Here is a 25786-nt window from a genome sequence, read left to right as displayed (position 1 = left end):
TGACGCTCACTCATCCCGCCAGTGCTGCGACGCGCGATGCCTGCGTTGTCTGGGTCGGTGCATCGGCCTGCAAGGGCGCGCGCGACAGCAACGACGTCGCGATTTCGGACGAGCGCGTGGCCAGAATCGAGAGCAGCGTGTCGGACAGTCCGTGCGTCGGCTCGCAATAGCCTTGCAGATAGATGCCGGGCTGGAAGTTCTCGCGGGTGCGCAGACGATAGTCGCGCTCGCCTTCGAGGCCGTCGAGCCACGGTGCGAGGTCCGACAGCAGGGCTTCGTGCGTGCGGCGCTCGTAGCCGGTCGCCAGCACCACGACGTCGTAATGCTGCGTCACCGGGCGTCCGGCGAGCCGCTCGTGCATGTGCAGCGTGATGCGGTCCCCGTCGGCGCTCACCTCCTGAATCTCGTGACACGACAGCAGGGCATGATGGCCGTGTCCGCCCACGCGCTGCTGATACAGCACGTCGTAGATGCGCGCGATCAGATCGTCGTCGACCACGGCATAGTTCGTGTTACGAAACTCATCGAGAATGCGTTCGCGCTGTTCCACCGGTTGCGCATAGATGAAGTCAGTGAACTGCGGATCGAAGATTTCGTTGACGAACGGACTGCTGTCGGCAGGCTTGAGGGCGCGGCCCCGCATAATGAGATCGACCTGCGCCTGCGGCCATTGCTCGGCGAGGTCGAGGAAGATTTCCGCAGCACTTTGTCCACCGCCGACGACGGCGACCCGACGCGGTGCCGTCTCGCTGAGCGACGCCACGCGCGCCAGATATTGGGACGAATGGAACAAGCGCGCATGGGACGCGCGATGCAACGGAGCGAACACCGGCGGCACATGGGGTGTGCCGCCCGCACCGAGAATCACATTGCGCGTGCGACGCGATTGCGTCTCGCCTTGCCCGTCGCGGGAATGAACCTGCAACGCCACGACTTCATTGCGCTCCAGCACCGGCTCGATACCTGTCACCGTTTCGCCGTACGCGCATTGCCCGTGGAAGTGCGACGCGGCCCAGCGCAGGTAGTCGTTGTACTCGCGTCGTGTCGGATAGTGACTTTGCAGGTTGATGAACGCGGACAGCCGCGCCTTCTCGTGCAGATAGTTGATGAAAGTGAAGCGGCTGCGCGGATTGCGCAGCGTCGCGAGATCCTTGAGGTAGGCGATCTGCATGCGGCTGTTCGAGAGCAGCATATTGCCGTGCCAGGTGAAATCGGGCTGCTTCTCCAGAAACAGGAAGCGGGCGGGGCCGAGGCGCTGCCCGCAGTGCTCTTCGAGGGCGATGGCCAGGGCGAGATTGGACGGGCCGAAGCCAACGCCGATCAGGTCGTGTGTCACGGAATGAGGGGGAGTGTTGGTCGTCGTGGACGGTTCGGTACTTGCGTGCATGAGGGCCTCGGCAAGGTCATCCGGTGAATTCACCCGGACCCGGGATCGGGGGGAATGCCATACAAAGCATCCGTTTCCCAGAAGACGATGAGCTTTTCTTTAAATTTACCCCTGAGAAATTCAGGCAAGTGCGCCGGGCAAATTTTCGGTGTCCTGAATCGTCTTTGAGCGGAGGAGCCAGAAGAGGGCGCACAGGCGGGGAGCCAACCCCTACGCCTGCGATCCGCCGATCTGGCTTGTCCTGGTTCGTCTTTGTTAGTCCTTTCATCGCGATTCGTCGCCCGGCGTCCGTGCGCACCCTACGGCGTTCGGACGTGCGACGGATCACCCGCGGAGAGCGTCGTGTTCCTGTTTCTGTTCCTGTTGCGTGCTTCACGCTGGCTGCTTGCGGCCGCTGTAGTTGCCTCGCTCGCCTGCGGCGTGGCGAACGTCATGCTGATCGCATCGATCAATCGCGCGCTCGGTGCGCCAGTGGCGGAACTGGGCGCGCTGGCGTGGCGCTTCGCCGCGCTGGCCGTGCTGTCCATGCTCGCGCAAATGTGCGCCGGGGCGCTCTTTACGCGGTTGGGGCAGCGCACGCTGGCCGAACTGCGTCGGCACGTGTCGCGCATCATCGTCAACGCGCCGCTGCGTGTGGTCGAGTCGACGGGCGGCGCGCGCGTGCAGTCGGTGCTGGCCGACGACGCCAACCACGTCGCCAACTTCTTCATCGGCCTGCCGACGCTCGTCATGAATGGCGCGATCGTCATGGGCTGCTTCCTGTACCTGGCGATCCTGTCCTGGCCGATTTTCCTGATGGCCTGCGTGGCGATCGGTCTGGGCGCGCTGGGTTATCACATCAGTCACACGAAAGTGATTCGGTACCTGCGCACGGCGGGGCAGCGTCAGGACGAGTTGTTCGGGCATTTCCAGACGCTGGCATCCGGCGCGAAGGAGCTGAAGCTCAACCGACGTCGTGCCGACGCCTTCCTCGCGCGCGTGCTGGGCTCCGCCATCGAGGCGGTGCGCGAGAATCGCTCGCGCGGCCTGACGCTCTTTATCTTCTCGGTCAGTTGGGTGCGCTTTCTGTTCTTCGCGCTCATCGGGCTGGTGCTGTTCGTGCTGGTCGGTGCGACGTCGAGCAATGCGCATGTCGCGACGGGCTACGCCATCGTATTCCTGTACATGGTCACGCCGCTCGAAGCCATGCTCAACAACATTCCGCTGCTGACGATGGCGCGGGTCGCGAGCGAACGCATTCAGAAGGTGACGGAGTCGATGCGCACGGAGGACGTCACGTCGTCCGAGACGTCGACGGTCGGCGCGCCGCTGGTGCGGCTGCATGGCATCACGCATAGCTATTACCACGAGCAGCAGGACGAAATCTTCCGCATGGGGCCGATCGATCTGACGTTCCGTCCGGGCGAGATCACCTTCCTGATCGGGGGGAACGGCAGCGGCAAAACGTCGCTGGCCAAGCTGCTCACCGGGCTATATGTGCCGGAGAGCGGCGAAATCGTGTGGAACGGCCAGTCGGTCGACGTCAAAAATCGCGACCGCTACCGACAGTTGTTCTCGGCGATCTTCTTCGACTTCCACCTGTTCGAAACGCTGCTGGGCGCGGACGACGCGCAGACCGATCCCGCACGAATCGATGCGTTCGCTGCACGCTGGCTCACCCGTCTGCATCTCCAGCACAAGGTCAGCGTGACGAACGGCGCGTTCTCCACGCGCGATCTCTCCCAGGGGCAACGCAAACGTCTCGCCCTTGTGGCGGCGTGCGTGGAGGATCGTCCGTTCCTTGTGTTCGACGAATGGGCGGCCGATCAGGATCCGGTGTTCAAGGAAGTGTTTTATCGGGAGATCCTGCCCGAGCTGAAGGCGCAGGGGAAAACCGTGCTGGTGATCTCGCACGACGACCGCTACTTCTCGCTGGCCGACCGGCTGGTGAAGATGGAAAACGGTCAGTTGATCGCCGATGGTGAGCCGACACCCGTCGCGTCGACGTCTGCCAATCCGGCGACGACGACGGGGAATGTAGAAAAACCGCAATCGTCCGCGTAAACCCCTTAAATTGCGGGCACGAGGATCGTCAATGAAAGTGCGGCGCGTGTGGCGCCGCGGTTTCGTTGAGGATCCAACCATGCTCGATACGATGCTCGATGTGCGCGCCCTGCGCACCAATGGCGACCTCCCGATGGTGGTCGAACCGCGCGATGCCGGTGTGCCGATCGAGGCCGCCGCCAGTGCCCTTCACGCGCTGGTGGACGAATATCTCCCGACCCACGGCGGCGTACTGTTCCGGGGGTTCAAGGTCGATGGCGATGCGGCATTCCGCGAGTTCGCCGCGTCTTTCGGTCATTCGCTGCTGACCTATGAATTCGGTTCGACGCCGCGCAGCAAAGTCGCGCAAGGCGTCTACACGTCCACCGAATATCCGCCTCACCAGCACATTCCTTTGCATAACGAACAGTCGTACACGCGCGACTGGCCGATGAAGATCTGGTTCTACAGCGTGCTCACGGCGCAGGAAGGTGGTGAGACGCCGATTGCCGATAGTCGCCGCATCTACGCGCGCCTGCCGCAAGCACTGCGCGAGCGCTTCGCCAGCAAGGGGCTGATGTACGTGCGCAACTTCGGCAACGGTTTCGACGTGCCCTGGACACAGGTCTTCAACACCGAAGACCGCGCCGAAGTCGAAGCGTATTGCCGCGCCCACCGCATTGCCTGCGAATGGAAAGACGATGGCGAGCTGCGTACGCGCCAGCTGTGTCAGGCCGTCGCGCAACATCCCACGACGGGCGACTGGGTCTGGTTCAATCAGGCGCACCTGTTCCACATCTCCAACCTCGAACCCGACGTGCGTGAGACGTTGCTCGACGTCGTCGGCGAGGAGGACCTGCCGCGCAACGTGTACTACGGCGACGGCAGTCCCATTGAAGAAGACGCACTCGCGACCATCCGTCACGTGCTGGAAGCGGAGAAGATCAGTTTCCCGTGGCAGGACGGCGATGTGCTGATGCTCGACAACATGCTCGCGGCGCACGCGCGCTCGCCGTTCAAGGGGCCGCGCAAGGTCGTCGTGGCGATGGCGCAGGCGCACGGGGCCGACCGCTGACGGTCTTTCCCTCGCTTCGAAACGTCTTCTCTCTGTCATTTACTGCATGCCGCGGCCCGGCGGCCGCCATGCGCCAGTCTTTGATTCCGCTCCTGCTTCGTGAGTCGCTACCGTCATGAACGACGCTCTCCGCTTGCCCGTCCCCTTCGGTCCCGTCCCTTCGACGGCGCCCTCTCAGGGAGCGCCCGGCGCTCCTATCGAACACATCGTCGATCTTCTGCGCGCCCGTGCCCGGCTTGAGCCGGATCGCGAGGCGCTGCGCGCCGTATCCAGCGACGAGGGCGACGGTCAGGCCCTGACCTGTGCCGGGCTCGATACACGCGCCCGTGCGGTGGCCGCCACACTGCAACGTCTCGCCGCGCGTGGGAAAGACGGTGCGTACGGCGAGCGCGGGTTGCTGCTCATGCCGACGGGGCTGGATTACGTGGCGGGCTTCTTCGGCTGCCTGTACGCGGGGGCCATCGCCGTGCCGGCATTTCCGCCGGAGTCGGCGCGTCCGCAGCATCTGGCGCGTGTGCGCTCGATCCTGCACGACGCGCGTGCACGCTTCGTGCTGACCGACCGTCAGCATCGCGACGCCATGCTCGCGTTCGGCGACGCCGTGCCCGAGTTGCGCGGCGTCGAGATCGTGGTGATCGACGAAATCGACGACGCGCTCGCCGCCGAGTGGCAGGAAACCCCCGTCGCACCGAGTGATCTGGCATTCCTGCAATACACGTCGGGCTCGACCTCTACGCCGAAGGGCGTAATGGTCAGTCATGCCAATCTGATGGCCAACGAGGCCGCCATCGTCGCAGGACTCGGCATGACCCGCGACGACACCATGGTGAGCTGGTTGCCGCTGTACCACGACATGGGGCTGATCGGCGGGCTGCTCTCGCCGATCTATCGTGGGGCGCGTCTCGTGCTGATGTCGCCGCAGTTCTTCCTGGAGCGGCCGGTGCGCTGGCTGCGCGCCATCGACAAGTTCGGCGGCACCGTCAGCGGTGGCCCCGATTTCGCTTATCGCCTGTGCGCGCAACGCATCGATGCTGCGACGATCGGTTCACTGAACCTGAGTGGCTGGCGGCTGGCGTTCTCCGGCTCGGAGCCCGTGCGACACGACACGCTGATCGATTTCTGCGAAGCGTTTGCGCCTGCGGGTTTCGATCCGAAGGCGGTCTATCCCTGCTACGGATTGGCGGAGGCGACGCTCTTCGTCACCGGCGGACAGCGCGGCGACGGCATGACGGCGACCGACTTCGACCGTGGCGCACTGGCGCAGCAACGGGCTGAGGCCTCGGGCGCTCACAACGATGACGGCGCGATGCTGGTCGGATGCGGCACGACGCCGCTCGATCACGAAGTGCGTCTGATGACGTGGAACGATTCCCCGGACGTCGCGCCGTCCGTGGTTGGAACGGGCGGCGTTGGCGAGATATGGGTAAGCGGGCCGAGCGTGGCGCAGGGCTACTGGCGCAACGAGGAGGCGAGCGCACGCACCTTCGTGCAGGCGGACGGCAAGCGCTGGCTGCGCACGGGCGACCTCGGCTTCGTGCACGGCGATCAGTTGTACATCACAGGCCGTTGCAAAGACGTCATCATCGTGCGCGGCCATAACCTGTATCCGCAGGATCTGGAGAAGGCCGTTGAGGCGGACGTCGAACTCGTGCGCAAGGGCCGTGTGACGGCGTTCGCCGTCGACATCGACGGTGAGCCGGGCATCGGCATTGCGGCGGAAGTCGGTCGGGGCGTGCAGAAGATGGTGCCGCCGCAGACGCTGGCCGAGGTGATCGCCGTGGCGGTCTCCGACGTCTGTCAGCAAGCGGCGTCGGTCGTCGTGCTGCTCAATCCGGGTGCGCTGCCCAAGACGTCGAGCGGCAAGTTACAGCGTAGTGCCTGTGCGAAGGGCTGGCGCGATGGATCACTCGATGCATGGGCGACGTGGCAGAACGGTGCGATTGTCGGCGACGATGCGGCAAGCGCGTCGTCGAACGACAAGCCCGATGCGCAGGCGCAGGACGCCACATTCGACGCCGTCGCGCAGATCTGGCGCGAAGTGCTGGGGCGCGAGCAGGTCCGCGCGGACGATCATTTCTTCCTGTGCGGCGGCAGTTCGTTGCTCGCCATGCAGGTGCTGGCGCGCGTGCATGAACGTCTCGGCGTGAAGGCGACGCCCGCCTCGCTGTACGAACATGCGCGGCTGGGAGAGTGGGTGCGAGAGCTGGCGAAGCTCGCGCCTGTATCGGGCGCGCAAGCCATCGACGCCGGGCAGAAAATCCCGCCCGCGACACCGCTCGCACAAACCCCGGACACGCGTGTTTTCCGTCAGTCCTTTGCGCAGTCCCGGCTATGGTTCGTCCATCGTCTCGATCCGGCGAACAGCGCGGCGTATCACGTCGGCGGACAGTTGCTCGTTAAGGGACGCTTCGACGCGACCGCGTTCTCGCGCGCGCTCGAAGTGATCGCGGCCCGTCACGATGCCTTGCGCACAACGTTCGACGAGCGCGACGGCGTCGCTGTGCAGATCGTGCACGCGAAGGCCGACGTGCCGCTCGTCAGCCACGATGTGTCGGGCGATGCGAACCCCGACGCCGCCGCGTCCCGTCTGACCGATGCGTTGCTTGCGCAGCCGTTTGCGCTAGACACTGTCGCACCGTGGCGCGTGGCGTCGATTCGCATGTCGGATGAGGCGCATCGAATCGTCTTCGTCCTGCACCATCTGCTGACGGACGCCTGGTCGATGACCTTGCTGGTCGACGAGCTGGCCCGCGCTTACAGCGGATTCGCCGGTGGCGAGGCGCCGGTGCTGGCGCCGGTGCCTGTCCAGCCAGGAGATCATGCCCATTGGCAGCATGCCCGCGTCGATGGCGAGGCGCTCGGCCGTCAGCTCGACTGGTGGCAGGCGCGTCTGCCGGAACCGTCGCCCGTGCTCGCGTTGCCGGTCGACCGTTCGCGTGGCGCGTTGCGCAGCGGCGCGGGGCAGACGCTCGCGTTCGAATTCCCGGCGGGTCTCACGCGCGACGTGCTGACCTTCGCGGCACAACGCAAGGCGACGCCGTTCATCGTGTTGGCCGCGTCGTTCCAATGGTTGCTGCACCGTTATGCGGGCGAGACCGATATCCGCGTGGGCGTGCCGATTGCGCAGCGCGACGTGGCAGGACTGGAGCGCATGCTCGGTTGCCTCGTCAACACGCAGGTTTGGCGTGCGCAGATCGACCCGGCGGCCGACTTCGACCGACTGGTGATGCAGGTGCGCGACGGGGCGCTGGACTCGCAGGCGCACCGCGAAGCGCCGTTCGAGCGTGTGGTGGAGCGCATCGCGCCGCAGCGTAGCCTCGGACAATCGCCGTTGTTCCAGGTGATGTTGAATCATCACGTGGCGAATGCTGCGGCTTCGCGCGCCGCGACGGGCTGGCCTGCGGGCCTGAATGTGGTCGCACAGCCGCTGACCGGTGGCGCGCAGTACGACCTCGCGCTCGACATCGACGAGCTTCACGAGGCGTCGGCAGGCAAGGGTGCCGATCCGCTCGACGGCGTGACGCTGCGCGCTCGTCTTACTTTCCCGACGGATTTGTTCGACGCGCCGACCATCGAACGCCTTGGTGCGGACTGGTGCGCCGGGCTGGCGACGCTGCTCGCGCTCCCGACGCAGCCGCTGGCGTCGCTCGACGTTGCCTTTGAAAGCGCGTTGGACGGTGCCGGGCATCGCACTGCGCTCGCAGAAGCCTCGTCACCGTTTCAAAGTGTCCCATCGCTGATCGACGTGCAGGCGCAGCAGCAACCGTCCGCCATCGCGTTGCGGGACGAAGCCGGTACGCTCACGTACGCGGAACTCGTGCGTGGAGCCAACCGCATCGCACATTGGTTGCTCGCGCAGGGTGTTCAACCGGAGGCGCGCATCGGACTGGCGATGTCGCGTCAGACGGGCATGATCGCCGGGCTGCTCGGCATCATGAAGGCCGGCTGTGCATTCGTGCCGCTCGATCCGTCTTACCCGCCCGAGCGGCTGGCGCAGATCATCGACGACGCAGGCATTTCGCTGGCGCTCACTGAAGCGGTGTTGGCCGACGCACCATGGCTCCCAGCGCGTCGCGCCGTGGTGGCCGACCTCATGGCCGACGCCTCGCTGCCAGAACATTCGCCGGCGGTCTCGCTCCATCCCGACCAACTGGCTTATCTGATTTACACGTCCGGCTCGACCGGCACGCCGAAGGGCGTAGCGGTGGCACACGGCCCGCTCGCCATGCATTGCGTAGCGACCGGCGCGCAATACCGCCTCACGCCCGAGGTCTGCGAGCTGCACGTGCTCTCGATCAACTTCGACGGCGCGCACGAACGGTGGATGGCGCCGATGATCTGCGGCGCGTCGCTGTTCATTGCGGACGAACGTCACTGGGCCCCGCAGACGATGGTCGACGCGATGCGCAGTCACGGCGTGACGAACGCCGGCTTCCCGACCGCCTATCTTTGCCGTCTCGCCACGAGCGGGGCGACGGGCGCACCGGCGCTGCGTCTGCTCTCGTTCGGTGGCGAAGCGATGGCATGGCCTGCGTTGCGCGCAGCACAGGCGATGTTCCGTCCGGCGCAGACGATCAACGGTTACGGTCCGACCGAGACCGTGATGACACCCGTTGCATGGTCCATCGACGGGGTGCTGGATGCTCAGCCGGCCGCACAGATCGCGGGTCAGGCGTACGCACCGATTGGCGAGCCGGTGGGTCGCCGTCACGCATGGGTGCTCGATCCGTGGCTCGGCGAAGTGCCGCTCGGCGCGGTGGGCGAACTGTACCTCGGGGGTGAGGGCGTGGCGCGCGGGTATCTCGGACGTGCTGCGCTCACGGCCGAACGCTTCGTGCCGGACCCGCGCGGCGAGCCGGGCGCACGCATGTATCGCACGGGCGACCGGGTGCGTCGACTGGCCGACGGCACGCTCGTCTACCTCGGTCGATTCGACCAGCAGGTGAAGGTGCGCGGTTTCCGTATCGAGCCGGGTGAAGTCGAGACGCAGTTGCTGCGCGAGCCGGGCGTCGACGACGCGCTGGCGGTGGTGGCAGCCGGACCGGCAGGCGATCAACTCGTCGCCTACGTCGCGGGCAAGGGGCTCGATGGCGAAGCGCTGCGCGTGGCGCTGTCGCGTCGTCTGCCGGACTATCTGGTGCCGTCGCTCGTGATCGTGCTGGATACGTTGCCGAAGCTGCCCAACGGCAAGCGCGACCGGGCGGCGTTGCCTGCGCCGGTCTGGGGCAGCGCGGGCGGACGGGCACCGCAGAGCGAGGCCGAGTGCGCGCTGGCGGCCGTCTGGCAGGATCTGCTGCGCGTGCCGTCGGTGAGTCGCGACGACAATTTCTTCGCGCTGGGCGGCGATTCCATCGTCGCGTTGCAGATGGTCGGACGCGCGCGTCAGGCGGGCTGGCAAGTCGGCGCGCAGGATGTGTTCCGTCACCAGACGCTTGCACGTCTCGCGGCACAGGCGCGTGCGGTCGGTGAAGCGGCCGCCTCGACGCGTGCGCCCGAACCGCTCGAAGGCGCGGTGCCGCTCACGCCCGTGCAGGCTTGGTTCTTCCGTCAGCCCATCGCGCGCCGCGATCACTGGAACCAATGGGTCGAAGTGACGTTGCCCGAAGGCACGGACCTGACGGCGCTTCGTGAAGCGCTGGCTACCGTCGTGAAGCATCACGATGCGCTCCGGTTGCGGTTCACCGAGCATGACGGTCAATGGCAGGCACGTTACGTTGCGCCGCACGCGGCCGACGATCTGCTCTGGCACGCGGCGATGTGCGACGACGCACAGCTTGCCGACGCACTCGCGCAGGCCCAACGCAGCCTGTCGCTGGCCGACGGTCCGCTGTTACGTGCGCTGCTGGTGCGCACGGAGGCGGGTGAGCTGCGTTGCTTCCTCGTGGCGCACCATCTGGTGATCGACGGGGTGTCGTGGCGCATTCTGCTGGACGACCTGCAAACGGCGCTCGGGACAGGACAGGGAGCGCAGCCATTGCCTGCCGTCGGTCAGTCGATGCGCGAATGGGCGCAGCGCTGGCATGACTGGACGCAGAGCGACGCCGCAGCGGCCGCGCTGGAGGTCTGGCAGCAGGCGCTGGCCGGTGCCGTGGATTCGGTGGATATCGCGAAGCCGGAGACCACAGCGGCGGGGACCGGCGAGATCGAACATACGTGGTCGGCAGACATTGCCGTGCCGCTCACGCAACTGCGCCGTGTGCGGATGCATGAGGCACTGAGTGCCGCCGTCGCACACACGTTGGCCCGGCGTGCGGGTGCACAGCGTTATGTCGTCCACGTCGAAGGGCATGGCCGTGGCGGCGAAGGGCTGGGTGATCTCTCGCGCACGCTCGGCTGGTTCACGGCGGCGTGGCCGCTCGCCATTGCGGTCGGTAGCACACCCGAACGCACGCTGGCTGCGGCTCGCGAAGCCTGGCGACGTGTGCCGCACGATGGCGCGAGCTACGCCGCGCTGCGTTACCTCGGCGCACCGCAGGCCCGTCAGACGCTCGACGCGCTGCCCGCAGGCAATGTCACGGTCAACTTCCTCGGACGCACCGACGCGGATGGCATCGTTGACGGGGGCCTGTCGCACGAGTCCGACGTGCCGCCGCCGAACTGGCTGACGCTCGACATCTGGCAGCGCGACGACACGCTACGACTCGTTTGCCGCTACGACCGCGCGCGTCTCGCGGGAGACGACGTTCAGGCGCTCGTCGACGAGATCGGGGCGACGCTGCGTGCGCTGGCGGAGACGCTGCCTAGTCACGAACCGGTCGTCGCCGAAGACTTTCCGCACGCAGGCCTCTCGCACGAACAACTCGCGGCACTGCCCGCGTCGATGCAGCAGATCGAGGCCGTCGTACCCGCCACATCGATGCAACAAGGGCTGCTGTTCTACTCGCAGCAACAGGGCACCGCCGATCCGTACTTCTATCAGAAGGGCTTCGTGATCGACGGCGAACTCGATGCGAGCGCGTTTGCACAAGCATGGCGTGAGGCGGTCGTGCGTCATGCTGCGTTGCGCACAGCCTATGTGAGCGACATCGGCGAACTGCCGTTGCTGCTGGTGCACGGACGCGAGACGGTGGCTACGGCGGCCGATTTGCTGCCGCAGGAGGACTGGCGCAAGTTGAGCGAGACGGAACAACACGCGCGTCTGGACGCCCGTTTCGCGGCCGAGCGTGCCGCCGGTTTCTCGTTCGTGCAGGCGCATCGTCCGTGTCTGGCGTTGATCCGTGTGAGCGAGTCGCGCTGGTGGCTGCTGTGGAGTAGCCACCACGTCACGCTCGACGGCTGGAGCACGGGCCTGATTCTGAGCGACGTGATGTCGCGTTACGCCGCGTTGGCGAAGGGCGTGGCATCGACGGACGGCGGGGGGCAGGCCGCACCGTCGTTCGCTGAGTTTGCGGTGTGGCAGCGTGAACTGGATGCCAGCGCATCGCTCGCCCACTGGCGGCAATTGCTGGACGGCGTAGGCGTGCCGACGCCGCTGCCTGCCGCGCGTCAGGATCGTACGACCACTGACGCGGCAGGGCACGGTGAAGCGGCATGGACGCTCCCCCCCGCGCAATGGCAGACGTGGTGCGACGCCGCCCGTCGCGCAGGCGTGACGCCGGGCACGTTGTGTCAGGGCGCATGGGCACTGCTGCTGGCGCGTCATGCCGGATTGCGCGACGTGGTGTTCGGCGTGACGGCCTCAGGCCGCTCTGCGGCCGTGCCGGGCATCGAACGCATGGCGGGTCTGTTCATCAACACGCTGCCGGTGCGGGCCACGTTCGACGCGCGTCGTCCGGTCGTCGACTGGCTGCGCGATCTTCAGACACAAACGGCGCAGTCGCGTGAGCATGAGCATGTCGCGCTGTCCGCCATCACGCGCGAAGCGCAGCGGGACAATGAGCGCGATGGAGAAAGCGCTGACGGTGCGCTGTTCGAGAGCATCGTCGTCTTCGAAAACTATCCGCTCGATGCCGCGTTGCTCGGTCAGCGTGAAGACGGACTGCGGCTGTCGCTGCTGGAACGCGGCACGCAGGCGCGCAACAACTATCCGCTGTCGCTGATCGTCGAGCAGCACGACGGTTTGCGTCTCGTGCTGGCGTTCGCCCGTGAGCGCTTCGACGATGCGGCCGTGCAAGCACTCGGCGAGCAGTTCGTCGCGTTGCTCGGTGCGGTGGCGGACAGCCTAGGCATGTCGACCACGGCGTCCACGCCGGTAGGGCAGATCGGACTGACGAATGAGGCACCACAGACGGCCGAGAGCGTTGTCTGGCCGTCGAATGACTTTCTTGACGACTGGCAGGCGCATGTCGCCCGTGATGGCGCGGCGCTGGCCGCCGAAGGTGAGGACGCGACGTACCGCCGCAACGAACTCGACGCGGTCGCGAGCCGTCTGGCAGTCAAGTTGCAAGCACAGGGGATCGGCCCGGAGGATCGCGTCGCCGTCTGTCTGCCGCGCAGCGCAGCGCTGGCTGGCGCGATTCTGGGCGTGTGGAAGGCCGGTGCGGCTTATGTCCCGCTCGACCCGACGCAACCGGTGGCGCGTCTGGAGAAGCTGGTGAGTGCCAGTGGTGCGAAGGCGGTGATCGTCGACGATCAGGCACCTGCGATCACGCACGCGTCGCTGGTTCGCTGGCGCGACATTGCGGACGCGAACGTCAGCACGAAAGCCCCGACGCCGGTCCGCACCCATCCGGCGCAGGCGGCTTACGTCATCTACACCTCGGGGTCGACGGGCGAGCCGAAGGGCGTCGTCGTCAGTCGCGGCGCGCTGCACAACTACGTGCAGGCGGTCGCGGCGCGCCTTCGTGAGGGCGGTCTGGAAGCGGCGAACGAGGCCGGTGGTTTTGCGATGGCGTCGACCGTCGCCGCCGATCTCGGTCACACGACGTTGTTCGGCGCACTTGCGCTCGGCCGTCCGCTGTATCTCGTGCCGCAAGCGTGCGCATTCGACGCGCAACGCTTTGCCGAGTGGTGCGCAGCGCGCCCCATCGACGTGCTCAAGATCGTGCCGGGTCACTTGAAAGGACTCTTCGACGCAGCGGGCACAGCGGTGTTGCCGCGCGCGGTGCTGGTGACGGGGGGGGAATCGCTCGATCCGTCGTTCGTTGCGCAGATCCGGGCGGCGCGTCCGGGGTTGGCTGTCCTCAATCATTACGGCCCGACGGAGACGACTGTTGGCGCGCTGACACATGCCTTAGGCGACGTCGCGGAGGCACCTGTGCCTGTCGGTCGTCCGTTGGCGAACCTGCACGCGCATGTGCTCGATGCAGACCTGAACCCGGTGCCGCCGGGTGTAGCCGGCGAGCTGTATCTGGGCGGTGCCGGGCTGGCCCGGGGGTATCTCGGTGCCCCCGCACAGACGGCCGAGCGCTTCGTGCCGGATCCGTGGGGTTCAGGCGCGCGGCTGTATCGCACCGGCGACCGTGCGGTGCAGCGCACCGACGGTGCCGTGGTCTACCTCGGCCGTATGGACGATCAGGTCAAGATTCGCGGCTATCGCGTGGAACCGGCGGAAGTGGCGCAGGCAATGCGTCGCGTGCCAGGGGTGATCGACGCCGTGGTCGTTGCCCGTCATGACGGGCCGGGTGACGCATGGCTGCACGGCGTCTTCACAGGCGATGCGACGACTGACGTCGTGCGTACCGCGCTGACCGGGGCACTCCCGTCCGCGTGGGTGCCAGCGCGAATCGACGGTGTCGACACGCTGCCGCTCACGGCGAACGGAAAGGTGGATCGTCGCGCCTTGCTGGCGCTGACCGATAGCGTCGGCACCACGAAGGAGAGCGCGGGCGCGGCGTCGGTGGAATTGCCGCACGACGGTGCGGAAGCCGACATCGCCGCGATCTGGTGTCAGGTGCTCAAGCGCGAGCAGGTCGGCCGTCACGATGCGTTTTTCGACATCGGCGGTGACTCGATTCTCGCGTTGCAGGTGATTGCACGACTGCGCAAGCGCGGCATCAAGGTCGGGCCGCAGCATCTGGCGTCGCATCCGACGGTGGCGCGACTGGCGACGCTGGCGGCGCCTGCCGAAGCGAAGTCTGCGCAAATACCACCGGCCGTCACCGGGCCGACGCGTGGGGACGACCGTCGCAGCACGTTCCCGCTGTCGTCGTCGCAGATGCGCGTGTGGCTGGAGACGCAGATGGCACCGCGCGCGGGGGCGTATCACATCGCCGGTGCGCTGCGTCTGGATGGACCGTTGCAGGCCGATGCGCTTGAGCGCGCCTTGCAGACGCTGTCGGACTGGCACGACGTGTTGCGCACGACCATCGAGGTGAGTGCCACCGAGGGCGGCGCACCGGCGCAACGCGTACACGCCGCGCTGCCGGTCGCGTTCACGCACGACGCCGTTGCGCCGGGGACGTCCGGAGACGCTGCGGATGCTGCCGTACAAGCGCGTCTGGAGGCGCTGACGCTTGGCGCCTTCGATCTGGCCAACGGGCCGCTCTGGCGCGTCCATCTCATGCAACTGGACGACCGGTCGCATGTGCTGATGCTGGTGATGCATCACCTGATCTCGGACGGCTGGTCGATGAACCTGTTGGTGGCGGATCTGGCGCGCGCTTACCGTGCACATGCCGGTGGGACTCAACCGGTGCGCGACGCATCGGCTTCATCGCTGCGCTACGGCGACTATGCCGTGTGGCAACGTGAACAACTGACGGGGCCGGCGCAAGCCGCGCAACTTGCCTACTGGCGTCAGCAGCTTGGCACGACGCATCCGGAGCTGGCTTTGCCGTTCGACCGGGCACGCCCCGTCGTTCGGGACGGCGCGGGGGCCAGCATCGACCTCACGATGCCACCGGGCTTGCCCGCGCGGCTCGACCGTTTCGCGCGCGAGCACGGCGTCACCCGGTTCATGGTCATGGCCGCCGCCTTCCATCTGCTGATGCATCGCGTCACCGGCGAGGGCGATGTGCGCACGGGGATGCCCGTGGCCGGGCGCGCACATGAAGCCGTCGAGCCTGTGGTGGGCTTCTTCGTCAACACGCAGGTGCTGCGCTCGCAGATCGAATCGCCGACGACGTTTGCCGCGCTCGTCACGCAGGTGCGAGATCAACTGCTTGGGGCGCAACAGCATGCCGATGTGCCTTTCGAACGGCTGGTGGAACACCTCGCGCCGGTGCGCAGCGCGTCGCGGCATCCGTTGTTCCAGGTGTCCATCAATCACCAGAAACGCGCTTTCGCGCCGCTGAGCGATCTGGCCGGTGTGACGATGCAGGCTATCGAGCGCCGTGCGCATCATGCGCAGGTCGACCTCGCGCTCGATACGGAGGAAGACGAGTCGGGCGCACTGCGGGGCTGGCTGACGTATGCCTGCGACGTGTTCGATGCGCCGACGGTGCGTCGCCTCGGCGAGCAGTGGCTGACGCTGCTGGACGTCGCCATGACGCAGGCCACGACACCCGTCGCGCGACTGGCGATGACGACGAGCGATGCGGTGGCGCAGGGGCAAGGCAAGGGCCGCAAGCGAGTGAGCGTTGCCGTGCCGCTGCCCGTGCATGCCGTGATCGACGCGCAGGCCGCCGGGCGGGGCGACGCGATTGCCGTGTGCGACGCCAACACGCGCGTTTCGTACACAGACCTCGTCACTCGCGCGAACCGTATCGCGCATGCGCTCATTCGCGCAGGCGTTGCGCCCGAGGCGCGTGTCGGGCTGGCCATGTCGCGCAGCACGGACCTGATCGTCGCCATGTTGGGCATTCTCAAGGCGGGCGCTGCGTATGTGCCGCTCGACCCGGCGTATCCGGCCGAGCGTCTGAGCTACATGGTGGAAGACGCCGGGGTGACGCACGCGATCACGCAGGCATCGCTGGCCGGGGCGTCGTGGCTGCCGGGCAAGGCGATGACCCTCGAATCGATGCTCGCAGACGCCACGCTGCCGGATCACGCACCGGCGCGCGACGTCCACGTCGATCAGCTGGCTTACGTGATCTACACGTCCGGGTCGACGGGGCGTCCGAAGGGTGCGCAACTGACGCATCGCAACCTGATGCGACTGCTCACCGGCACGTCGCAGGACTTCGCCTTCGATGCGAACGACGTCTGGACGATGTTCCATTCGTACGCCTTCGACTTCTCGGTCTGGGAAATCTTCGGTGCGCTCGCGCATGGCGCGCGGCTCGTGGTCGTGTCGCAGGACACCGCGCGCGACCCGGCTGCGATGTGGGCGCTCGTCGCCAACGAAGGCGTGACGGTGCTCAACCAGACCCCCTCGGCGTTCTATCAATGGCTCGGCGCGATGCCGTCGGCCGCGACGTCGACCACGCTGCGCCACATCGTCTTCGGCGGCGAAGCACTCACGCCCGCGCGACTCGCTGCGTGGTGGCAGCGTTTTGGTGAGGCGACGCGTCTGACCAATATGTACGGCATCACGGAGACGACGGTGCACGTCAGCCAGCATGTGCTGCATCGGGACGACACGACGGGGTCACCCATCGGCGAGCCGATTGCCGACCTCGACTGGCGCGTGCTGGACGCCGGACTGAATGAGGTGCCGCCGGGTGTCGCAGGCGATCTGTACGTGTGCGGCGAGGGGCTGGCGCGCGGGTATCTGGGACAGGCGGGCCTCACGGCCGAGCGCTTCGTGCCGGACCCCAAGGGCGCACCGGGCGAGCGCATGTATCGCAGCGGCGACCGTGCGCGACGGCTGGCGGACGGCACGCTCGACTACCTCGGCCGGGGTGACGCACAGGTCAAGCTGCGGGGCTTTCGCATCGAGCTGGGCGAGATCGAGTCGCAACTGCTGCGCCATGAAGATGTGACGGACGCCGCCGTTCTTGTGCGGGACGACGGTGCGGGCGAGCAACTGGTGGCGTACGTGGTGTCGCCGCTGGACCGCGCCGCCGACGTCGATACCGCCGCGTTGTGGTCGCGTTTGCGCACCCATTTGGGTGGTGAATTGCCCGCTTACATGGTGCCGGGCCAGTGGCTGCGTCTGGATGCCTTGCCGCTCACGCCGAACGGCAAGCTCGACCGGCGCGCGTTGCCGGTGCCTGAAGCCGCCGGTGCGGCGCAGTTCGAAGCACCGCGCGACGGCATCGAAGCGCGCATCGCCTCGATCTGGCAGGACGTGCTGAGCGTGCCGCGCGTGGGGCGTCACGACGACTTCTTCGCGCTCGGCGGCCATTCGCTGCTCGCGACGCAGGTCGCCTCGCGGCTGCGCGATGCGCTCTCGCTCGACGTGCCGCTGCGCACCCTCTTCGAAGCGAGCCGATTGACGGCGCTGGCGGAAGCCCTTGACGAGATGACCGGAGCGACACCCGCCATCCCGGCGGTCGCCGACGACGACCTGCAAGCCGCACTGCGTGAAATGGAATCGCTTTCCCCCGAGGCGCTGCAGGCGCTGCTCGGCGCGGAGGCTACTCATGGGCAAACCAAGCATGGCTGATACGAAAGACGACATTCAAACGACGCTCGCCCGTCTGGCCCCGACGCAACGGCAGGCGATGATCGCGCTGCTCGAACGCAAGGGCGTCGACGTGCGCGAACATTTGCCGCTCGACGGTTGGGTGTCCCGGGCGGAAGGAGAGGACGGCGCGCGCGCCGCCGCCTCGTTCGCGCAGCAACGCATGTGGACGCTGTTGCAATTGGACGAGCGCCACGACACCTATCACATCACCGGCGCAGTACAGCTCGATGGCGATCTCGACACGGCGGCGCTGGCGCAAGCCTTTGCGGCCGCCGTAGCCCGTCACGCCGCGCTGCGCACGACCTTCGAGGTGACGGATGGCAAGCTCATGCAGCACGTGCATGCGCGCGTCGAAGTGCCGCTGGACATCGTGACGCTGGCCGCAGGGGCCACCGAGGTGGACATCCGAGACGCGGTAGCGGACGTCAGCCGTCGCGCCTTCGACCTGACGCTCGGCCCGCTCGTGCGCACGACATTGCTGCGCGTGACGCCGACGTGTCATGTGCTGGTGCTGACGATGCATCACCTGATCTCCGACGGCGGCTCGCTCGATGTGCTCATCGGCGAGATCGCCCGTGACTACGCCCTCGTGCGCAACGGACAGACGCCGGCGACGCAGACGACCAGCCCGACCTACGGCGACTACGCCATCTGGCAACGGCTGCGGCTGGGCGGTGAAGCGCTGGCCGGGCAACTGGATTACTGGGCGACGCAGCTTGCCGATGCCGACGATCTGCTGGCGTTGCCGCTCGACCGTCATCGCCCGGCGCAGCGCGATGCCGAAGGCGGACGCGTGGCGTTCACGCTGCCCGCGCCCTTGGCGGAGCGCGTTCGCGCCTTGGCGCGTGACGCCCGCACCACGCCGTTCGCCGTCTTGTTGGCGTCGTTCCAGGCGCTGCTGGCCCGCTACGCGGCAGGTCAGAGCGATGACGCTATGGATGCCACGACCATCGATGTGCGTGTCGGTGTGCCCGTGAGTCATCGCAGCCGCACGGCGCTGGAACGCGTGGTCGGGTGTTTCGTCAACACGGTGGTCGTGCGTGCGCGCGTCGATCTGTCGGCGGGATTCGACGCTTTGCTCGCGCAGGTGCGCGACACGCTGCTCGACGCGCAGCGTCACGCGGATGTCCCGTTCGAACAGGTGGTCGAGCGTCTCGCCCCTGCGCGAAGCCTGAGCCATAGCCCACTGTTCCAGGTGATGGTGAACCATCAGCGGCGTCATGCAGCGGCGGCGTTGCAGTTGCCGGGTGTTACCGCGACGGTGCTCGACGGCGAGACCACCCAGGCGAAGTTCGACCTCGATCTGGGGATTGTCGAGTCGCCCGACGGCACGCTCGGCGGTGGGCTGGGCTACGCCTGCGACGTCATCTCGTCGCAAACGGCGCAGCGCATCTGCGCGCACTGGCAGACGCTGCTGACCGCGCTCGTCTCGCAATCGGCCTCGCCCTTACAAGACCTGCCGCTTGCCGATGACGACGAACTGGCCGCCATCCGCCGCTGGGGCAGCCCCGCGAACGATGCTGGCGTCGCCACGAACGACACGCGTCTCCTGCCGGACATGATTGCGGACCATGCCGCACGTCGTCCGGACGCCATCGCCGTCGAATGCGATGGCGATGTGCTGACGTACGGCGAACTGCTGCGTCGCGCAGACGCACTGGCGGCGAGCTTGCTCACGAACGGGTTGACGCCGGAGACGCACATCGGGGTGTGGCTACCGCGCTCGACGAACGTGTTCGTCGCGATGGTCGCGGTGCTGCGCGCAGGCGGCGCTTATGTCCCGCTCGACGTCGAACATCCGGCCGAGCGCGTAGCCGAGTTGTGCGCGGATGCGGGCATTGCGCGGGTGATCACGGACAGGGACGGGCTGACGCGCGTGCCGTCGGGCGTGGCCGCGCTGGACATTGCCGCAGCCGATTCCTCGGCTACGAAGGCAGCGCTGCCTGTGCTGCATCCCGCGCAACTGGCCTATGTGATCTTCACGTCCGGTTCGACGGGGCGACCGAAGGGCGTCGCGGTATCGCACGGCCCGATTGCGATGCATTGCCGCGCGATCGCCGGGTTGTTCGGCATGACGCCGGACTTCCGCGAACTGCATGTGGCGTCGCTGTCGTTCGACGGTGCGCACGAGCGTTGGCTGACGCTGCTCTCGCAGGGTGCGTGCGTGGTGCTGCGTGGCCCACGTCAATGGACGCCGGAGGAAATCTGCGAGCAGATCGTGCAGCGTCGCGTGACCAACGCAGGACTACCGACGGCACTCTTGCGTCATGTTGCGCACTGGGTGGAAGCGCATCCGGACGCCGTACCGCCGGGCCTCATCTATTCGTGCGGCGGCGAGGCGTTGTCCCGCGACACGCTGGCGCTCGTCATGCGCACGCTGCAACCTGTGCGATTGCTCAACGGTTATGGGCCGACGGAGACGGTCGTCACGCCAGTGAACTGGACGGTCCACGCGGGCATGCAAAGCCCGACGCCCTATGCGCCCATCGGCTCGCTCGTCGGCGAGCGTCGTGCGTATGTGCTGGACAAGCGTCTGCAACCGGTGCCGGTCGGCGTAGCGGGGGAGCTGTACCTCGGCGGCGAAGGCGTGGCGCGTGGCTATCTGGCGCGTCCGGGCCAGAGTGCCGAGCGGTTCGTGCCTGACCCGTGGGGCGTGCCAGGCACGCGCATGTACCGCACCGGCGACCGCGTTCGCTGGCTGGATGACGGCACGCTGGAATACCTGGGACGCCGCGATCAGCAACTCAAGGTGCGCGGCTTTCGCATCGAGCCGGGCGAAGTCGAAGCGCAATTGCTGGCGGAGACGGGCGTGCGCGAGGCCGTCGTCGGCACCGCGCAGGGACCGGCGGGCGTGCAACTCGTGGCGCACGTGAGTGCCACGCCGCCGGACGGCATCGACCCGACGAGCTTCGGTGAGCAATTGCGACAGGCGCTCGCCGTGCGGTTGCCCGCGTATCTCGTGCCCGCACAGATTCTGGTGCTCGACGCGCTGCCCAAGCTCGTCAACGGCAAGCTCGATCGCAAGCGTCTGCCCGAGCCGGTGTGGCAGAGCGCGAGTGCGGAAGCACCGCGCGCCGGGGCCGAGGCGGATCTCGCAGCGATCTGGACGCAGTTGCTCGGGGCGGCGCAAGTCGGCCGGGGCGATAACTTCTTCTCACTTGGCGGCGACTCGATCATCGCGTTGCAACTGGTCAGCCGTGCGCGCGAGGCGGACTGGCGCATCACGGTTCGCGACGTGTTCCGCCATCAAACGCTTGCGGAGCTGGCCGCAGTGGCAGCGCCTGCGCAGACGAATGCCGGTGCAGTCGCGCAGTCTGCTGCTGGCGAGGCGAGCGAGATCCCCTTGCTGCCAATCCAGTCGTGGTTCTTCGGCGAGCCGATCCCTCAGCGCGACCATTGGAATCAGTGGGTGCAGGTGGAAGTACGCGACGTGGGACGCCCGCTTGATGGCGACGCATTGCGTGACGCATTGCAGGCCGTCGCTGCGCATCACGAAGCTCTGCAAATGCGCTACATCCAGCACGGCGACGGCTGGCAGCAACAGCGCGCGTCGTCCGACGCATCGCTCGTCACACTGGACGTCGTGGACGCCGCCGGCGAAGCGCAGGCGCTTGCCGCTGCCGAGCGTGCGCAACGCGGTCTGTCGCTGGCAAACGGTCCGTTGCTGCGCGCGGTGCTCGTCAATCTGACGGAGGGACGTCAGCGTCTGCTGCTCGTCTGCCATCACATTGCCGTCGACGGCGTGTCGTGGCGCGTGTTGTTGGGTGATTTGCAGCGAGCCCTCGCCCAACGCGAAGCGGGGCAGCCCGTCGCGCTGGCGGACAATGGCACGTCGTACGGTGCTTGGGCGACCTACTGGCGCGATTGGGCGTCGTCGCACGAGGCGGCGCAGGAAGCGACGTTCTGGACGGAAACACTCCAGGGCGCACATAACACGCTGCCTGTCGACGCCACGCCTGCCGAGGGCGACCGTCAGGCGGATGCAGCTGAAGTCACCTTGGCGCTCGACGCGTCCGTCACCCGGCGGTTGCTCGATGCCGTGAACGACCGGGCACGTATCCACGAACTGCTCGTTGCAGCACTGGCGCAGGCTGTCGGCGAGTGGACCGGGGCAGGACGCGTGGCTTTATGCGTCGAAGGCCATGGCCGCGACGACGTGCCGGGCACGGAGGCTTTCGATCTGACCCGCACACTCGGCTGGTTCACGTCGGTCTATCCGTTGGCCGTCGACGTGTCGGCATCGCCGCGCGAAACGCTGTTCTCGCTCAAGCGGATGTGGCGGGCTGTACCGCGCGCCGGGCTGGGATTCGGCGCGTTGCGGTATCACGGCAGTGACGAAGTACGTGAAGCGATGGCTGCTTTGCCGCAGGGCCGCATCACGTTCAACTACCTCGGCCGCGTCGACGCAGGCTTCGGCGACGGGCGGTTCGCGCCGAGCGATGCCCCCGCAGGGGCTGCCCGCGACGCGTCCGCGCCGCTGGGAAACTGGCTGTCGGTCGACGGGGCGATCACCGACGGCTGCCTGCGTCTCTACTGGCGCTTCTCGCGCAAGCGCTTCCACGAGCCGACGATTGCCGCTGTGGCTGCACGCATGCAAGCGGCGCTGGGCACGCTCGTCACAGCCAGCGTCGACGCACAGGTCACAAGCGCGGCCGACTTCCCGCTGGCGGGGCTGACCGAAGCCGCGCTGGCCGATCTGCCGGTGGTCGCCGCCGATCTCGAAGACGCCTATCCGCTCTCGCCCATGCAGCAGGGGATGGTGTTTCATGCGCGTCTCGCACCGGACAGTGCGTCGTACATCAACCAGCTTCAGATTCGTCTCGAAGGATTGCAGGCCGACGCCTTTGCCGCTGCGTGGCAGGCAGCCGTCAAACGTCACGCAATTTTGCGCACGAGCTTCATATGGCGAGACGGAGCACCGCCGCTGCAACTCGTGCACCGCGAAGTGCCGCAAGCGCTGCGTCTGCTTGACTGGCGCGAACGTGTGGCCCAGCAGGGCGCGGGTGTGCTGACGGAACTGGCGCAACAGGAGCGCGCACAGGGGTTCGACCTTGCCGTCGCGCCGTTGCAGCGCGTGGCGCTCGTGCGTGTGGGGGACGACGCGTGGCAACTGATCTGGACGCTGCACCACGTGCTGCTCGATGGTTGGAGCAGTGCGCAGCTGATCGGTGAGATCCTTCAGGCGTATCTGTCCGGCACGCCGGCGGTGGAAGGCACCGCGCCGCGTTTTCGCGATTACATCGCGTGGCTTGATGCGCACGCGCCGCAGGACGGTGAATCGTTCTGGCGCGAGCGGCTGGCCGCCTTCGAATCGCCGACGCAATTGCATGAGACCGTGCTGCGTACGACGGCCCCGGCGCAGGGCCACGGCGAGCGCACGTTCCGGGTCGACGCGACGAGCGCACAAGCGTGGCAGCGCGCCGCTCGCAGCCGCCGTCTGACCGTCAACACGCTGGTGCAGGGCGCATGGACGCTGCTGCTTCAGCGCTACACGGGCAAGCGCGACGTGTGCTTCGGCGTGACCGTGTCCGGTCGTCCGGCGGAGCTGCCGGGGGCCGAGCGCATGATGGGGCTCTTCATCAACACGTTGCCCGTGGTGCAAGGCCCAATGCCTTCGGAAGCCCTCGACGACTGGCTGCACCGATTGCAGGAAGACAACCTGGCGCTGCGCGAAGCCGAGAGCACGCCGCTTTACGACATTCAGCGCTGGGTCGGCTGGCCGGGGCAGGCGCTGTTCGATTCGCTGATCGTCTTCGAGAACTATCCGGTGGATCGTGCACTTCGGGCGCAGGGCGCACACGCGCTGCGCTTCGGTGACATCGTGAACGTGGAGACCACGCATTACCCGCTCACGATCGGCATTGCGTCGGGCGAGACCATCGATGTACGCATGAGCTACGACCGTCAGCATTTCGATGACGGTGCGGTGGAGCGCCTGTGGACGCAGTTGCACGATCTGCTCGCGCAGCTGTGTGCGCCGCAGACGGCGACGACGCTGCTCGTGGCGGACGTCGTCTTGCACGACGCCGACACCGCATGGCCGACGCAGCGCGGACCGCGCCGGACGTTCGACGTCATAACGACCGTCGACCGGACGATTGCGGCTTTCGCGACATCACAACCGGAGGCCATCGCCGTGACCGATGGCGAGCGCTCGCTGACCTACGCGGAACTCGACGCGCAGGCGAACCGGGTGGCGCACGCGTTGCTGCGCCGAGGTGTGGCGAGTGAGGATCGTGTCGGCATTGCGCTGACGCGTCGCGTCGAACTGATCGTCGCCATTCTCGGCGTGCTCAAGGCGGGCGCGGCCTACGTGCCGCTCGACCCCGCTTATCCGGACGAACGCCTCGGTTACGTCGTGCAGGACGCCGACATCAAGGTCGTGGTGACGGACGCTGCGCTGGGCGCACCCGTGTGGTTGCCCAAGGACAGCGTGAGCATCGATGCGCTGTCGCGTGACGCGACGCTGCCGACGACGTCGCCCGAAGTGCGTATTCACGTCGACCAGTTGGCGTATGTGATTTACACGTCCGGTTCGACGGGCAGGCCGAAGGGTGTGCAGGTCGCACACCGTCAGTTGATGCGTTTGCTGCATTCGACGGAGGATTGGTTCGGCTTCGGTCCGGACGACGTCTGGACGATGTTCCACTCGTATGCGTTCGACGTGTCGGTGTGGGAGATCTTCGGCGCGCTCTCGCATGGCGGGCGGCTGGTCGTCGTGCCGTATTACACGAGCCGCGAACCGCAGGCGCTGTGGTCGATGATCGAGCAGCAACGGGTGACGGTGCTGTGTCAGACACCGTCCGCGTTCTATCAAATACTCGCGGCCCTCCCGGCAGACGCTTCACAGACCACGCTGCGCCACATCGTGCTGGCGGGCGAAGCGCTCACGCCTCGCCGACTCGCGCCGTGGTGGTCGCACTTCGGCACGCAAACCCGCGTCATCAACATGTATGGGCCGACGGAGACGACCGTCTATGTGAGCTATGGCGTCGTGACGCCGGAGGCGGCTGAGGCAGGCATCGGTCAGTCGCCGATTGGCGAGGCGCTGCCGGATATCGGCTGGCGTGTGCTCGACGCGTCGCTCGCCGAAGTGCCGATGGGGGTGCCGGGCGATCTGTATGTGGGGGGAGAGGGATTGGCGCGCGGCTATCTGGGACGTCCTGCACTGAGCGCAGAGCGCTTCGTCCCCGATCCGTGGGGGCCTGCCGGTGCGCGTATGTATCAGACGGGCGACCGCGTGCGACGTTTGCCGGACGGCACGCTCGATTACCTCGGACGTGGCGATCAACAGGTCAAGCTGCGGGGCTTCCGGATCGAGCCGGGCGAGATCGAGGCGCAGTTGCTGGCGCACGCGGAAGTCAGCGATGCCGCCGTGCTGGTGCGAGGCGAGGGCGCCGACGAACAACTGGTGGCGTATGTCGTCGCCAGTGCCGATGACGAGGGGCTCTGGGAGCGTCTGCGCGAGCATCTTGCGACGCGCGTGCCGGTGTTCATGATGCCGGGACAGTGGCTGCGTCTGGACGCGTTGCCGCTCACGCCGAACGGCAAGCTCGACCGTCGCGCGCTGCCGGCACCGCAGGCGGCTGCCGCGCGCTTCGTCGCACCGCAGGACGGTGTGGAGACGGACGTCGCGCAGGTCTGGCAGGCGGTGCTCGGCGTCGAGCGCGTGGGGCGTCACGACAACTTCTTTGCGCTGGGCGGCCACTCGCTGTTGGCGACGCAGATGGTCGCGCGCTTGCAGGCGGCGTCGGGGCGACCGGTGGCGTTGCGTCAGTTGTTCGAGACGCCGGTGCTGTCGGACTTCTGTGCCGCGTGGGCGGCCGCTGCGCCCGCGGCGCTCGATGCGCAGACACGCAACGCACTGGATGACCTGCTCGGCGATCTGGAGGCCGACGCAGCTTGATGTACT

General features: G+C 67.1%; 5 protein-coding genes. 4 read left to right on the top strand and 1 reads right to left on the bottom strand.

From position 1 onward, the window contains the following. Positions 1–10: 10 nt before the first annotated feature. The gene (gene panF / locus PAQ31011_RS05160; RefSeq protein ID WP_150574746.1) at positions 11–1387 is read right to left on the bottom strand and encodes a pandorabactin biosynthesis N-hydroxylase PanF; all 1377 of its coding nucleotides are present in this window, start codon (positions 1385–1387) and stop codon (positions 11–13) included. Between the two features lie 342 nt (positions 1388–1729). Here panF and panG point away from each other — a divergent pair, with 342 nt between their 5' ends. The 4 genes from panG to PAQ31011_RS05140 all read left to right on the top strand — a co-directional run bounded on the left by panG (position 1730) and on the right by PAQ31011_RS05140 (position 25780). After that, positions 1730–3430, top strand: coding sequence for a pandorabactin export ABC transporter PanG (panG, locus tag PAQ31011_RS05155; protein WP_150574745.1), 1701 nt, complete (start codon positions 1730–1732; stop codon positions 3428–3430). Between the two features lie 79 nt (positions 3431–3509). Beyond that, positions 3510–4484 (top strand): pandorabactin biosynthesis dioxygenase PanH, encoded by a 975-nt coding sequence (gene panH / locus PAQ31011_RS05150; RefSeq protein WP_150574744.1) that lies wholly within the window; start codon positions 3510–3512, stop codon positions 4482–4484. A gap of 115 nt (positions 4485–4599) precedes the next feature. After that, positions 4600–17853 carry a non-ribosomal peptide synthetase gene (locus tag PAQ31011_RS05145; protein ID WP_150574743.1) on the top strand — a complete coding sequence of 4418 codons (13254 nt, stop codon included), beginning with the start codon at positions 4600–4602 and terminating at the stop codon, positions 17851–17853. Continuing rightward, positions 17831–25780 carry a non-ribosomal peptide synthetase gene (locus tag PAQ31011_RS05140; RefSeq protein ID WP_150574742.1) on the top strand — a complete coding sequence of 2650 codons (7950 nt, stop codon included), beginning with the start codon at positions 17831–17833 and terminating at the stop codon, positions 25778–25780. Before PAQ31011_RS05145 ends, PAQ31011_RS05140 begins: the two co-directional genes overlap by 23 nt. The last annotated feature ends 6 nt before the right edge of the window (positions 25781–25786 follow it).

Origin of the sequence: Pandoraea aquatica, from assembly GCF_902459565.1 — a bacterium.
Classification (GTDB): Bacteria; Pseudomonadota; Gammaproteobacteria; order Burkholderiales; family Burkholderiaceae; genus Pandoraea; species Pandoraea aquatica.
This window is presented reverse-complemented; position numbering and strand designations above follow the sequence as displayed.